13 protein-coding genes are annotated in these 14,890 nt (G+C 44.8%); 11 read left to right on the forward strand and 2 right to left on the reverse strand.

Annotated features, from left to right (window positions below; all coding sequences use genetic code 11):
- Window positions 1-10 precede the first annotated feature (10 nt).
- The 3 genes from M3636_RS02260 to M3636_RS02270 all read left to right on the forward strand — a co-directional run bounded on the left by M3636_RS02260 (window position 11) and on the right by M3636_RS02270 (window position 3,933).
- Complete coding sequence (locus tag M3636_RS02260) at window positions 11-532, forward strand: deoxycytidylate deaminase (RefSeq protein ID WP_128102932.1); 522 nt, start codon at window positions 11-13, stop codon at window positions 530-532.
- A 208-nt stretch (window positions 533-740) separates the two neighbouring features.
- Entirely contained in the window at window positions 741-3,665 is a 2,925-nt protein-coding gene (locus M3636_RS02265; RefSeq protein ID WP_251381181.1) for a ComEC/Rec2 family competence protein, read from the forward strand.
- Window positions 3,655-3,933, forward strand: coding sequence for a hypothetical protein (locus tag M3636_RS02270; RefSeq protein ID WP_128102930.1), 279 nt, complete (start codon window positions 3,655-3,657; stop codon window positions 3,931-3,933). The genes M3636_RS02265 and M3636_RS02270 overlap by 11 nt, the downstream gene beginning before the upstream one ends.
- Window positions 3,934-4,056: 123 nt before the next feature.
- Here the strand turns inward: M3636_RS02270 and M3636_RS02275 are convergent, their stop codons facing one another.
- Window positions 4,057-4,359 carry a hypothetical protein gene (locus tag M3636_RS02275; RefSeq protein WP_056695947.1) on the reverse strand — a complete coding sequence of 101 codons (303 nt, stop codon included), beginning with the start codon at window positions 4,357-4,359 and terminating at the stop codon, window positions 4,057-4,059.
- Between the two features lie 351 nt (window positions 4,360-4,710).
- On the opposite strand from M3636_RS02275, the gene M3636_RS02280 reads away from it, so the two are divergent.
- From M3636_RS02280 to holA, 3 genes are all read left to right on the forward strand, one after another.
- A complete protein-coding gene (locus M3636_RS02280) occupies window positions 4,711-5,259 on the forward strand; it encodes an RNA polymerase sigma factor (RefSeq protein WP_056695951.1) in 549 nt (182 codons plus the stop codon).
- On the forward strand, window positions 5,256-6,542 hold the full coding sequence (locus M3636_RS02285; protein WP_251381182.1) for a zf-HC2 domain-containing protein: 1,287 nt from the start codon (window positions 5,256-5,258) through the stop codon (window positions 6,540-6,542). Before M3636_RS02280 ends, M3636_RS02285 begins: the two co-directional genes overlap by 4 nt.
- A 277-nt stretch (window positions 6,543-6,819) precedes the next feature.
- Window positions 6,820-7,836: a DNA polymerase III subunit delta gene (gene holA, locus M3636_RS02290; protein ID WP_128102928.1), complete on the forward strand. Its 1,017-nt coding sequence runs from the start codon at window positions 6,820-6,822 to the stop codon at window positions 7,834-7,836.
- Between the two features lie 216 nt (window positions 7,837-8,052).
- On the opposite strand, the gene rpsT is transcribed toward holA, so the two are convergent.
- Window positions 8,053-8,325, reverse strand: a complete 273-nt coding sequence (rpsT, locus tag M3636_RS02295) for a 30S ribosomal protein S20 (protein WP_024628504.1) — start codon at window positions 8,323-8,325, stop codon at window positions 8,053-8,055.
- A 175-nt stretch (window positions 8,326-8,500) separates the two neighbouring features.
- Between rpsT and gpr the strand changes: the two genes are divergently transcribed.
- The 5 genes from gpr (at window position 8,501) to hemW (ending at window position 14,838) form a co-directional block, all read left to right on the forward strand.
- Window positions 8,501-9,502, forward strand: a complete 1,002-nt coding sequence (gpr, locus tag M3636_RS02300; RefSeq protein WP_145409746.1) for a GPR endopeptidase — start codon at window positions 8,501-8,503, stop codon at window positions 9,500-9,502.
- Window positions 9,503-9,718: 216 nt separating this feature from the next.
- Window positions 9,719-11,026 carry a stage II sporulation protein P gene (locus M3636_RS02305; RefSeq protein WP_251381183.1) on the forward strand — a complete coding sequence of 436 codons (1,308 nt, stop codon included), beginning with the start codon at window positions 9,719-9,721 and terminating at the stop codon, window positions 11,024-11,026.
- 52 nt (window positions 11,027-11,078) lie between these two features.
- Window positions 11,079-11,441, forward strand: a complete 363-nt coding sequence (locus M3636_RS02310; RefSeq protein WP_251381184.1) for a DUF3679 domain-containing protein — start codon at window positions 11,079-11,081, stop codon at window positions 11,439-11,441.
- Between the two features lie 146 nt (window positions 11,442-11,587).
- Entirely contained in the window at window positions 11,588-13,402 is a 1,815-nt protein-coding gene (lepA, locus tag M3636_RS02315; RefSeq protein WP_128102925.1) for a translation elongation factor 4, read from the forward strand.
- Between the two features lie 251 nt (window positions 13,403-13,653).
- On the forward strand, window positions 13,654-14,838 hold the full coding sequence (hemW, locus tag M3636_RS02320; protein WP_251381185.1) for a radical SAM family heme chaperone HemW: 1,185 nt from the start codon (window positions 13,654-13,656) through the stop codon (window positions 14,836-14,838).
- Window positions 14,839-14,890 lie beyond the last annotated feature (52 nt).

Below are 14,890 nucleotides of genomic sequence, written 5' to 3' on the forward strand. Positions count from 1 at the left end.
GGATGCAAATATGAGTACAACAGATGTACGCAAAGACTGGGATACTTACTTCATGGATATTGCTTATATGGTCTCTACCCGCTCCCGCTGTTCGCGTCGGCATGTAGGTGCAGTGCTTGTGCAAGGGAAAAAATTGCTCGGAACAGCATACAACGGTGCACCTATGGGAGTGCCGGATTGTTCAGAAGCAGGATGCATGATATCCGAAGAGTATGAGCTGGTTGTCACGGATGGTAAAGAGGAAATGGTCAAGAAGCAGCGGTGTATTCGCACGATTCATGCGGAGCAAAATTTGCTTCTGTTCACGGATCGAATCGATCGGGAGGGCTCTTCTGTTTATGTGACGGATGAACCTTGCTGGACCTGCTCTAATATGCTTGCAAACAGTGGTATTACGGAAATTGTTTTCCATCGCCCATATCCTAAGGATACAGGAAAAGTAACACGTATGATGGCGCAAAAAGGAATCACATTCCGCAAGCTGGAGCAATATCAGCCACCACGTGAGACGATGATGACAATTAGCGACTAAACGGTTAGGCACGGGAAGGCTATGGAGGCTACGTATGCGTCGTCTTTGTTGTCAGGTATGTGTATTGTAATGTGATATTACTTAACTTAATTACGCTTTAAATTGGGGAAGAACCTCCGGTTAGCTACGTCAGCTACCGGGGGTTTTTCTTCGTTTTTTTTTGATTACAAATAAGCTTCTGTAAAGAAACGATAAGGAGGGGATTGGGATGAAAGGTAGGCCGTTATTGCTATTTACAGTCTGTTGGTTATGCGGAAGTGTATTGGGATGTGCATTATCAGGATGGACACTTATGTGGGGGGTGATCGGAGCGCTGGCATGTATGCCTCTCTTTTTTCGTTGGATGGATATCCGCGGCTGGACTCGTATACTACTTGTTGCATCGCTTCTAGGTGGTCTTGCCCACTGGGAATGGAATGATCTGCGTAATGTCAGCATCTTGCCTGAGATCACTGGAATGAGTCAGCGGGAGCTGGACGGTTATGTAGCGAAGCTAGAAGGTACGATCGCGTCAGCTGTTCGTGTGGATGGAGATCGGGCGGATTTTGAGCTATTACTTTCTACAATATATCCGGAAGCAGACCCGTTATCTGGCACTGAAGAAAGAGTAGATACGAAGCCGCAGCCCATACATGATGTGGGCGAGCGTTTAATGGTACAAGTCAAACTAGCCGAAGAAGAAGAGCAGGACATAGCGATGGCGTGGAGCCGGGGAGATTCCATAATATTGACTGGCTCGTTCACAAGGCCGGGAGAAGCCCGGAATTATGGTGGCTTTGATTATCGGAATTATTTGCGGACACAGGAGATACATTGGTTGTTTAAAGTCAAAGGTGCCAACTCCATTAAAAACATGCAGCCTGAAGGCTGGAGCCGTATTGATATTTTTCGTTGGAATGACAGGATCAGACACCAATTGGGTAGCGCTTTAGAAGTTTTATTTCCCGAACCTCATGCTGGATACATGAAGGGTCTAATCATAGGTATGGCGAAGGACATTGATCCGGATACGTATGGTCACTTCTCACAGCTTGGACTTACCCATATCCTGGCGATATCTGGCACACATGTTGCCGTTTATGTTGCTTCGTTGTTGTTTTTGTTGTCTTGGCTGAGGTTAACTAGAGAAACGTCACTCACGATTGTATTATTACTTATCCCTGCTTATGTCATGTTATCTGGCGGTTCTCCCTCGGTCATTCGTGCAGGCATTATGTCCATGCTTGGCTTGTATATGGCTAGACGAGGGTTAGCTAGGGATGGATTGCAGATGATCAGTGCGGCAGCATTGTTAATGATGTGGTGGAATCCTTATTTTTTGCTGAGCGTCAGCTTCCAGCTTTCTTTTCTCGTCACCGCCGGTTTAATGATCTACATGCCTTTTATTAATCGTCTGTTTAGAAAATTACCGAAAGCACTGGCTGCGACAGCCTCGGTGACTGTTACAGCGCAGCTCATTTCTTTTCCGGTGACCATATTGTATTTCAATCAGTTTTCAATATTATCGTTTGTAGCAAATTTCCTCTTTGTCTCACTCATAAGCGCTGTAGTACTGCCCCTTGGAGCGGTTGCATTGCTGTTATCTATGATATGGCTACCTCTGGCCAAACCGTTCGCTTGGCTGGTCATCCTCCTAAATAAACTAACCTTTGCTGGCATTGAATGGTTGAATAGTTTGCCTGGTTTTGTACTCATCTGGGCTACGCCTACCTGGCTGTGGGTTGGAGTCTATTACGGAGTGTTGTATGCACTATTACGTATATGGTTTCAAGGGAATGGTCAAGAATCACAGTGGAGCAATCATGTTGATGAAGAGACCAAACCGTTGAAACGGGAAGATGCAGCATGGGCGACCTCTAGGATGAATGGCAAACTTGCCTTCAAGTCCTCTCTTTACCCACCGAATCAGAATCATAGCGCGCAAGCAAAGCACAAGGGTTCGATGACCACACTCAGTGCAAGTATTGCCTGGCCAGAGTACACAAGTGCATTTCGGGCTAGAGGAGCGGGAGATGACTCGGGGAGACAACGACCTGTTTCTCAACGCTGGATATGCGGGTTACTTGTGATTACTTTGATTGCAGGGCTATGGTGGGCCTATCAGACTCCACAGCCTTCGCGGACGGGTGTAGTGCAGTTTCTCGATATTGGTCAGGGGGATAGCACGTTAATTACGACGCCTGAGGGAAAGCATATTTTGGTTGATGGTGGGGGTACGGTTAGCTTCGGCAAGCCTGATCAATCGTGGAAAACTCGGCGTGATCCCTATGAAGTTGGAGCGAAGGTGGTTGTACCCTTGCTGAAAAAACGAGGCATACATCGGCTGGATGCCGTTATCGTGACCCATGCCGATCAGGATCATGCTGGGGGATTACAAGCTGTACTGGAACAGATTCCAGTGGAGCGTTTTATGTTTAATGGCACAACAAGTGGTAAGAGCAATTTTGATAAACTAATAGATACAGCTATTGAGCGTAATATACCGCTATATGCAATTCGGCAAGGACTGTCTTATGTGGCGGATGAGGAGACTACGTTACATTTTATTAATCCAGATCTAGATACCTTGCATCTTGAGGCTGAGGATGGCATTCCTGTATCTGAGCATCAAAATCATGATTCGGTTGTCTTTTTGCTGGATATGGCTGGCGCTTCATTTTTGTTCACGGGAGATATGGATGCAGCAGCCGAGCAAAATTTACTCTACATGATTCAGGATGGATCGCTTGCTACCCAGTTTGAAAGACAGAATGTAAGAGGTGGAAATGTTGATAAGCATGTTCCTCTGGAGCTAATGAAAATGATTTCGGGCAACAAAACGGCTCGGAAAGTCACTGGTGATGCAGAAGAGACGGCAGCGAAGGAGGAGTCGATCTCCATTGACGTCTTGAAGGTGGCTCATCACGGTAGCAAAACGTCGTCAACCGAAGCATGGCTTCAATATTGGAATGCCAAAACCGCTGTAATCTCTGCTGGACTCAACAATACCTATGGTCATCCCAATCCGGGAGTAATGGAACGTCTGGGGGAAACGGGATCCGAGATCTATCGAACAGATCAGATGGGAGAGATCCAGATGAGGGTCAAAGATGGGGAAATAGATATTCGATATAAATTGGAGGGTGGGGAATGATGAATTTTCGGATATTGCAGGACATTGGTTCTTCTCTTCTGATCCTTATAAGAAATACAATTGGTCGCAGTCCACATGGAATAAAATTATTGCTAGAGAAGTAGCTCTAGGAATGAACATGACGCAGGCGCGCTTGGCGTGGGGGGATCCAACGAGCATTTCGTATGAAACAAGTTCTAAAGGCAAGATCGAAGCTTGGGTATATGCTAGCTCTGCAGGTGTAAGAGCCTTAGGGTTTGCCAATGGCAAACTGATTGTGATTTACTGAACATTACACGAATTATTCATTTCTTTTAATTGCAAGTTACTGGACTGCACCAAAAAAGCCCGCTTTCCGTACCCTCCAACTGAGAGGGAACGGAAACGGGCTATTTTTAACTGCTAGTTGAAACTATTCAACGCCATCTTTGAAATGTTTATTCCAGTGTTTGTCACCTTTATGCAGAAGGTCTTCTACTGTTTTCTCAAGCGTAAGCAGAAGCTGCTCACGAACATCAAGTACAGTTTCTCTGTACAAGCGTTCTTCCGATCCGACAATTTTATCGCCGTATAACGCTTGTGCAGCAGTATATTTCCGATGTTCCTCTACCAGGGTATCAATGGATTCCAGTGCATGTTCTACAAAATGAGAAATGCTTTGATATTCCTTAGGCATTTGTTCTTTTAACAACTGAATTTTCGCTAGAGCTGGCATGCTCATCACCTCGTATTATGAATGTAAATTTACAATACACTATTTTCATGAAAATTGCATTAAAAAGAGCTTAAATTTGTACAAAATTCGACTTTTTTTTATTTTTTTGCTTCTGAGGGCTGTTTGCTATAATATATGCTATTGCTCAGCAATTGAATCGTGTAAGTACTGGAATCGCTTTTTACTGCTGTGGTGACGCTTTATGCAATTTCTGTTATTCTAAGAGAAGATTTTGGGCGGCCCTTAATACATAAGCCGTTATTTTATGATGCCGATAAAAAAAATACTTAACTTTGCAACAATTTTATTGATGGTCACGTCTGTAAGGTTGCAGGGAGAGGGGGATCCTTTGTGGTAGAGCCGGAACTCATCAGAGCCGCTCAATCGGGCGATCGCGACGCTCTAATTACCCTATTGCGGAACATTGAACAGCATGTTTATCGATCCGCATTTTACATTTTAAATAATGAACAAGACGCTTTGGATGCTGCTCAGGAAGCGTTGATCCGAATTTACACCAAGATTAATTCTTATGAAGAAAAAGCACAATTCAAAACCTGGGTTCAACGCATTGTAACGAATATCTGTATTGATAAATTTAGAAGAACCAAGCCTTCTGTTTCAATTGACGAGCATGAGATGGTTTTTCAAGATAATCAAAATGTAGAATTTGAAGTCATGTCCACGTATGTGGCAAAAGATATTCAGGAGGCGATCAACAAGCTTCCAGAGCATCATCGAACCGTGATTGTTCTAAGATACTTACAGGATTTATCGTATAACGAAATTGCGGATTGTCTTGATCTTCCGTTAAATACGGTGAAATCTTATTTATTCCGAGCTAGGCAACAATTGCAAAATCTACTACAGGAGTATCAGAAAGGTGGTGTGACAGGATGAAATGTGAAGAGGTGGTGGAATGGATGCACCGGTATCTGGATCATGATCTGGGTGAGGTGGAAACCGAGCAGTTGCTACAGCATGTGGCCAAGTGCCCGGAGTGCGCCGAGAATTTTAGTTTGCTCAGAGCTTTGTCCAGAGAACTGGAAGATTTACCGCAAGTAACCCCGAAGTTTAGTTTAGTGGATGCAATCATGCCTCAATTAGATGCGATCGACGAAGCGCGGAGGGAACAGAGCAGTACCATGCAAGAAATGAGTCCTGTCCCTGCTGCATTTGAAAATTTACAACGATCAAGTGAGCGGAAAGTTAAACCCTCATGGTTTAATTCTATGGTTGGCCGAATGTCTATGGGGGCTGCGGCAGCAGTCTTGGTATTGGGCGTAGCTATATGGGGTCCTAAGCCTGAGAAAATTGAAAATGCAGAGTCGATGATGGGTGCAGGTAGTGCTCAAGAAAGCAGTAATGAAGATCAGAACGCACTCAGAATGGAAATTAGCAACGACGATTCATCTGCTCCAACAGAAGGAGATAACCGTGCAATGTCAGGGCTGTCTAATGAACAGAATGATACACAGCCTGATACACAAGAATCTACTTCAGAAGTAACCCCTGAGGAGAATGAGACGGAGAAGCTGGAAACGCAACCTCAGGAAGATGTAGCACCGAAACAGCCTTCGGCTGATGCTGGAGCCAAAGTCGATGCACCAAAAGAAACGCCTTCTGCGTCAACACCTTCGGAAAATCAGGGGAATGCTAATCAAGTACAACCTGATCAACAAAAGAGTGTAGATCCAGGAAGTGCCGATGCTCCTCAAGCGGGTTCGGATGACGGTGCTGCAACTGAACCTGAAAATGGAGAAGCGGAATCCTTTACAACGCAAGATGTGGTGCCGCATGTAAATAATGATGAACCAGCAACGGGGATGGTCGCTCCTAACGCAGATCAGAACCCAGAGCAGGCGACAGAAAGCAACAATGGATTAGCAGGTTCAGACCGTGGGTTTGCTGCGGTGGCTCCTCCTGCAACCGAGTGGAAGTCTCCGAATGGATCTTATCTGGTCTTACAGATCGGGAACCAGCTCAGTATCTATTCTAAGTCTGCCAGTGATTCTGACGTTCTGAATCTAGTAGAACAGCGTGATCTGGAAGGAACATTAAAATCGGCTAGCTGGTCCAAGGATAGCACTGTATTTAATTACGAGACAGAGAAAGACGGAACAGCGGTGAAAAAGTCATTTAATGTAGCTCCAGCTGCAGACAGCGGGAATTCCGGCAAATAATTGTAGAACGTTTCGATTATTAACTGTCGATGGAAGCACATTCTAGCTTCATCCGAATATAATGGAAGTAAACCACGTCCTATATCAGTTATAACAACTGACGTCGTATGACCGCGCATCAGCCTCTACTAGTTATGTAACAGCCTCTTCTAGAGTGGTTGATGCTGCGTTTATATAGATGTAGGACTGAGGGGCCTTTATCCACACTGTGGATGGAAGGTCCCTTTGTTGTCTGTCACGTTTTCTGGTAGGATAAGAGGGATAAGGAGGCACCGTGATGGATGTGAAGAGTGCAACAAAAGCAATACGAAATGGAGATACGGCTCCGATATATGTGCTGTACGGAACGGAGAAATACCAGATACAGCAATTTACGGATATGTTAAAGGAACAGGTTATTGAGGAGGAGCATCGTGATTTTGCGATTGTACCTTATGATCTCTCGGAGACACCTGTAGAAGTTGTTATTGAAGAAGCAGAGACGGTTCCTTTTCTTGTGCCACGTAAACTAATTATTGTTAGGGATGCGAATCTATTTACGGCCGGTAAGGACTCTAAAATTGAACATCAGGTCGATCGCTTATTAACGTACATGGATAACCCTGCAGATTACAGTACAATTGTATTTTTGGCCCAAGGGGATAAATTGGACGAGCGTAAGAAGCTGGTGAAGGCTGCCAAGAAGCAAGCCATTGTGCTTTCGTTTGCCCCGCTTAGTGGAGAAGAGTTGTTGAATTGGATTGTGAAGCTGGCTAAACAACGCGAGGTTACCTTTGAGCCTGGAGCTCCGGATATGCTTGTTAGTTATGCGGGAACAGGTCTGCAGACGTTATCTGCTGAGGTAGACAAGCTGTGTCTATTTGCTGGAAATGGTGGCGTGATTAAGCGTGAGGATATTGAATCGCTCGTTGCACGTAGCACGGAGCAGAATGTGTTTGCCCTAGTGGAGGAATTAGCGAATTTAAGGCTTGAGAAAGCGTTAGCTCTATTCTACGAGTTGTTAAAACAGCGCGAAGAGCCTATCAAAATTGCAGCATTGATCGCGAGGCAGTTCCGAATCATGATTCAGGTGAAGGAGCTTGGACAGCAAAGCTATTCACAGCAGCAAATTGCAAGCCAGCTTGGACTTCATCCGTATGCAGTCAAAATTGCTGGGGAGCAGGCTCGAAAATTTCAGCCTGAACGTTTACGCCTGATCTTAAGCCATTTGAGTGAGCTGGATTATCAAATGAAAACAGGCGCTGTAGATAAAGTGCTTGGTCTGGAACTGTTTTTGCTAAGACTTGGTGCATAATAATGTTGAACGATAATTAAATTATTGCCAATCATTATTGTGAAACTTGATTACCAATCAAAGATAACAAAAGCGGCTCTCATTCCGTTGATCGTTGATCAACCGAGTGAGAGCCGCTTTTTGTTCTGAACTGTACCTAACAGACCACATAGCTAAAAAATCCTGAAAGCACGTGCTGTTCAGGATTTTTCCATTGGATCGTATAAGTAACGCTTCTTACGCTTGTGCGGAAAGAGCGTTCAGTTTTTTCGCCAAGCGAGACTTTTTGCGAGCTGCAGCATTTTTATGAACTAGACCTTTAGTTACAGCCTTGTCCAGCTTTTTGGAAGCAGCTTGAATCGCAGCTTTAGCAGTATCAACTTCGTTGCTTACCAGGGCAGCATCAGCAGCTTTAACAGCTGTACGGAGTGCGGATTTCTGGGAAGCATTGAGTGCGCGGCGCTTGTCGCTCGTTTTTACGCGTTTAACAGCGGATTTGATGTTTGGCATTACATTCACCTCCTGTAAGGCATTCGCATGAATACAAACGTTTCACAACTTAAAATATTCTAGCATGATGGCATGTAAATTGCAACAGAAATTCCTATCATATTCGGGTATGCTGCATAAAGTAGCCCTTTTTCCCACACAATATGCTCAAATGCGGTAAGGGAGGCAAGAACGGATGACACTTGATTTACAGAACTATACAGTACGCACTGATTTGGCTATTGATTCAAAAGAAATGGTTCAGGGTGATCAGAAACAGACCATTCCAGGTTTAAAGGAAGATGTAGAGGAGAAAGAAGGAATTAAGATTACGCGAATCGATGTCCTGAACGATGCTGCGGCACAAGCCATTGGTCGTGTGAAGGGACATTATGTGACGTTGGAGGTTCCAACACTTCGCAATGGAGATACGGAACTACAGGAGCGTGTTGCTGCGGAGTTCACCCGAGAAATGGAAGACTTTATGACCAAAGCAGGCATCAACAAAGACTCTAAAGTGTTAATTGTAGGGTTGGGAAATTTGAATGTGACACCTGATTCACTGGGCCCGTTAGTTGTGGAGAATCTCATGGTTACCCGTCAGTATTTTGAATTAGTTCCTGATCAGGTAGCGCCGGGTTATCGAGAAGTAAGTGCTATTGCTCCTGGGGTACTCGGAACTACGGGGATCGAATCGAGTGATATCGTACAAGGCATTGTTGATCGAACCAAGCCAGATGCAATCATTGCGATTGATGCTCTTGCCTCCCGTTCATTAGAACGTGTCAATACGACGATACAAGTGGCAGATATAGGTATTCACCCGGGTTCTGGCATTGGGAATAAGCGACGTGGCTTAACTAAGGATATTCTGGGTGTGCCTTGTATTGCGATTGGTGTTCCTACGGTTTGTTATGCATCGACGATTGTGAATAACGCAATCGAGATGATGCGGCATCATTTCCGCCAGGAGACGGATCAAACAAAACAGATTATGGGCATGCTTGACGACATTAGTGAAAATGATCGCCTTAGTTTAGTGAAAGAAGTGCTTGAACCGTTGGGGCATGATCTAATCGTAACCCCTAAAGAGATCGACGAATTTATTGAAGATATCGCTAACGTTATTGCGACAGGCCTAAATGCAGCACTACATGATGCTGTAAATCCTGACAATGTAGCCGCCTATACACATTAAATTGAAAACTGGTGAAACTGGCTTGATGAAGTTAACCACTTCTATCTTCCTCCTATATTAAATTGGAAATTGCAACTGGCCAAGCCTATAGAAGAAAGTCCGAATCTATCGGACTTTCTTTTTTTTTGGAGATTGTCCTCTTCTAGTTCTATCAATTCTAACTAGCTCATAGAGTTGGAGTATAAGAGTTGTCCAGCAGGGAAGGAGACAGAGGCAATGAACAAAATATTGGCTTGGAATATTGGTAAGTGGAGAAAAAGATTGCTGCATGTACTGGCCATGGGCCGTACGTTGCTGTTGCTTATGATTATATCTGTCCTATTTTTTGTAGTACTAGGCCTAGGAGGAATGGCAGAGAAGCAATTGAATAATTCGCCAGTTTCTTCAATGAAAGGATTCGCCAGTACCGTGTCTAGTCGTTTTTTTGTAGACATGCTGGGTATGGAAGTGCCGCATTTAACTCAAAAGGAACAGACGTCTGCGTTCTCAGGTGAGAATTTAACTACGTTTGTTTTTCAGCTGCTAACGAACGTTAATCCTCAGGATCCCAAAAGCTTAATTGCTAGAGAAATGCCAGGAATGGGTTCGAATCAACCTGTGTTGCTTCGGCCAGGCTCGGGAAATGAAAAGGCAGAAGCGCCAGAGGATTATCAACCCGGACCCGGATTAACGGACACAGCTTCAAACAGTGGAGGGAAAAGCGAGGGAGAGCTACATACGCCACCAGGGGAGGATGACACGACCTCATCAGACACGGACGAGCCTGAAAATCCTGGAGATTCTAAAGATCCAGAAGCTCAGGAAGATCCGCCTTCGAAGAACCCAGACGATGATTCCAAACCTACATTAGATAAAAAGACGGTACTCATCTATCACTCGCATCCACGGGAAGGATACAACCCACTATTAGGTACCAAGAGTGATAATCCTTCTTCCGGTAAGTCCACAGGCAATGTATTTCAAGTGGGGAGCTATTTAACAGATAGTTTGGAAAAGCTAGGGATAGGGGTGGAACATGCCAAAGATGATTACCCTACTAAAGTGAAGGATTATAACTGGAATTATTCCTATAAATATTCACGCCAGACGGTAAAAGCTGCACTCGCCCAAAATGATGATCTTACCTATCTCATTGATATCCATAGAGATTCACAGCGTCATAATAAAACAACGACAACGATTGAAGGTCTTGGATATGCGAAGGTTTACTTTATCATTGGGCATGAAAACCCTAACTGGCAGCAAAATGAAGCCTTTGCGGCTAAGATTCACAAAAAGCTTGAAGCCAAGTATCCCGGTGTTTCCCGCGGAGTCTGGGGGAAAAATGGGGGAGGCGCTAATAATGGCGAATATAATCAGACACTTTCTCCAAACAGTATCCTCATTGAAATCGGAGGTATCGACAATACCGCAGCAGAATTAGAGCGAACCTCTAAAATACTGGCAGACATGATTGCCGAAGTGTATTGGCAAGACCAGAAGGTAGATAAGGCAAGTGCGAAAAAGGAAACACAAGGTGGTTAGTAATTGAGTCAGATGGAGAACATTCTAAAACATGTATAGAGGGGGCGAAGGTGTGTCCAGATTCGGGAAAAAGCTGCTATCGGTAGCTGTTCTGATGTTGCTGGGAATCCTGTTTGGTATGCAACTGGCAGGCAGTAACTTTCAGCTTGGGAATGATCAACAGGAGAGTCCTACACTTGTGAAGTCAGAGCCAGCATCCGTTGCAGTCGAATCTGAGCCAGAGCAGCCTGTGGAGCAGGTCGAAAAAAAGGAACCTCCGGTTGTACCTGTCCAATCGCCAAGTCAGGTATTAGGAGCAGAGCAGAGCCAGGCACCGGTTGATGTTCTTGCTGATAAAACAGCAGGACTTCTGCAGAACCTTTCTCATAACGGTATCAAATGGGTGGTCTCCCTGTTTAGTGGCGTTGCTGAATAAAAAGCAATACATTCAAGGCAAAATATACCCTCGGCAGTTCTTGGTAGTGATAATTATGATAAAGTTGAAACATCATGGGATTGATGCACCCTGCATCAACTGTTATAATGAAGTGATTGACACTAGGCTGTTTCTGGGGGTAAGGAATGACTGACATTCGGGCAAGACAACGTAAAATTCGTAACTTTTCGATTATTGCACATATAGATCACGGCAAATCAACACTTGCGGACCGGATCTTGGAGTACACAGGTGCGCTTACATCGCGTGAGATGCAGGAGCAAGTGCTGGATCAGATGGATCTTGAACGCGAACGTGGAATTACAATTAAACTGCAAGCTGTAGCTCTGACTTACAAAGCAGACGATGGTGAAGAGTATTTATTGAACTTGATTGACACGCCAGGACACGTAGACTTCACGTATGAAGTATCACGGAGTTTGGCTGCATGTGAAGGCGCGCTGTTGGTGGTGGATGCGGCTCAGGGGATTGAAGCGCAAACATTAGCTAACGTATATCTTGCGCTTGATAACGATCTCGAAATTCTACCAGTCATCAACAAAATCGACCTGCCAAGCGCTGATCCTGATCGTGTGAAGCAGGAAGTAGAAGATGTGATAGGGCTTGATACAAGTAATGCAGTGCTGGCTTCCGCCAAGGCTGGAATTGGGATCAAGGAGATTCTTGAGCAAGTGGTACAAAGCGTACCTGCTCCTGCTGGTGACCCAGATCAACCACTGAAAGCGCTGATTTTTGACTCGCACTATGATCCGTACAAAGGCGTAATTGTATATGTACGTGTCATCGATGGTAAGATCAAATCGGGTTCGAAGATCAAAATGATGGCAACAGACAAGTCATTTGAGGTTATTGAAGTGGGTGCGTTCAAACCACGCATGACCATTGTGGACGAGCTAAACGTGGGTGACGTTGGATTTATCGTAGCAGGTATCCGTAATGTAGGAGATACGCGGGTCGGGGATACAGTAACCGATGCCAAAAAGCCGACGGCAGAGCCGTTGCCAGGTTATCGCAAAATTAATCCAATGGTATACTGCGGTCTGTATCCGATTGAAACATCGGATTACGTGGATCTGCGTGAGGCATTGGAGAAATTGCAATTAAATGATGCTTCACTGAGCTTTGAGCCAGAAACATCCAGTGCGCTTGGATTCGGATTCCGTTGCGGATTCCTCGGATTGCTGCACATGGACGTTATTCAGGAGCGGATTGAGCGTGAATTCAACATTCCGTTGATCACTACTGCACCAAGCGTAATCTATCATGTCACTCTGACTAACGGTGAGATGATTCAGATTGACAATCCATCTAACTACCCCGAGGTAGGACGGATCGATTATGTAGAGGAACCTTATGTTAAGGCAGCCATTATCGTACCGAATGATTATGTAGGTACCATTATGGAATTGTGCCAAAACAAACGTGGCGAATACGTTAATATGGAGTATTTGGACACTACGCGGGTTACGATTACGTATGAGATCCCGTTGTCCGAGATTGTATATGACTTCTTCGATCAATTGAAATCGAGTACCAAAGGTTATGCATCCTTCGACTATGAGTTGTCTGGCTATCGTCAGTCTAATCTGGCGAAAATGGACATTTTGCTCAATGGCGAACAGGTCGATGCGCTGTCCTTCATCGTTCACCGTGACCGTGCATATAACCGTGGCCGCATTATCTGTGAGAAACTGCGTGAGCTGATCCCACGGCAAATGTTCGAGGTGCCAATTCAGGCATCCGTTGGAACGAAGGTAGTGGCGCGTGAAACGGTAAAAGCAATGCGTAAAAACGTACTTGCTAAATGTTATGGTGGTGACATCTCGCGGAAACGGAAACTGCTGGAGAAGCAGAAGGAAGGTAAGAAGCGGATGAAGCAGGTTGGTAACGTTGAGGTACCACAAGAAGCGTTCATGGCTGTATTGAAAATTGATGATTAAGACGTTTGCTTGCAAACGTCACGTGAATCCTTTTGGTACATCAATGATTTGTGTATGAAAGGGTAAGCGAAGTTTTGAGGTACAGCACAGAATGTGTGTATCGAAATTGAATTGTAAGATAAGACGCTTGCTTGCAAATAATAATATGATATAGATTGAACGGACACTTACAAGTAAATTCAATTTATATAATGAAGCTGAGAGGGGAAGCCGGATGGCTTTCCTTTTTTCAAATAGAGGGGGACTTACCCATGACATTGACATCACAAAGCCGGAAAACAGGTTCACCCCAAGCGGTGTATCTTCACATTCCCTTTTGCACGAATAAATGTTTTTACTGTGATTTTAACTCTTATGTTCTGAAGGATCAGCCTGTGATGCAGTATCTAGAGGCGCTGGAACGGGAAATGGAGCATACCGTTAAGGCGAATCCGCCGGGCGAAATTAAAACGATATTTGTAGGTGGGGGCACACCCACAGCCTTGAAACCTGACGAAATGGCGTACTTCCTTCGTTCCGTCAAAACGTACTTCCCGAATTGGGCAGACAATATTGAATTCTCAATGGAAGCTAACCCGGGAACAACAGATGCGGAGAAGCTCGCTGCGATGAAAGAAGGCGGCGTTAACCGTGTCAGCTTTGGCGTGCAGGCTTTCCAAAATGACCTACTTACTGGCATTGGCCGCATTCATAACACGGATGATGTATATCGTAGCTTGGAGAATGCACGTAAGGCAGGACTTAACAACTTGTCCATCGATCTAATGTTTGGTTTGCCGAACCAGACAGTAGAGATGTTGAATGAGAGTATCGACAGAGCGCTGGAGCTGGATCTGCCGCATTATTCAATCTACAGCTTGAAAGTGGAAGAGAACACCCTGTTCCATACGCTGTATCAGAAAAATCAATTGCCGCTGCCGCATGAAGATGATGAATTGCAGATGTATCTTCTATTAATGAGTCGAATGAAAGAAGCGGGATACGAGCAGTATGAGATCAGTAACTTTGCTAAACCTGGCTTCGAGAGTCGTCACAATATCACCTACTGGCGCAACGAGGATTATTATGGACTTGGAGCAGGGGCACATGGATACGTAGGCCGCGAACGGCATATGAATATCAAAGGCATAAATCCGTATGTTGAAGCTGCCAAAACTGGACTGCCGCGTTTAGATCACTTTAAAATCAGTCGTCCAGAAGCCATGGAGGATTATCTCATGGTTGGACTCCGAATGCTGGAGGGTGCTTCGGCCTCACGTTTCAGTGAGCAATTCGGAGAATCCATTGAAGAGGTGTTCGCGAAGCCTTTGGGCAAAATGTTAAACGCAGGACTACTTGAGCGGACGCCAGACGGCTTCCGGCTGAGCGAGCAGGGTATCCTGTTCGGCAACGACGTTTTTGCTGAGTTTATCGGCTCAATATCGCTGAATTCGTAGCTTGAAATTCTATACGCTCTGTTGTATATTTATTCATATTGATTTGACAGAG

It is taken from the genome of Paenibacillus sp. MER 99-2 (assembly GCF_023714095.1).
Lineage (GTDB): Bacteria > Bacillota > Bacilli > Paenibacillales > Paenibacillaceae > Paenibacillus.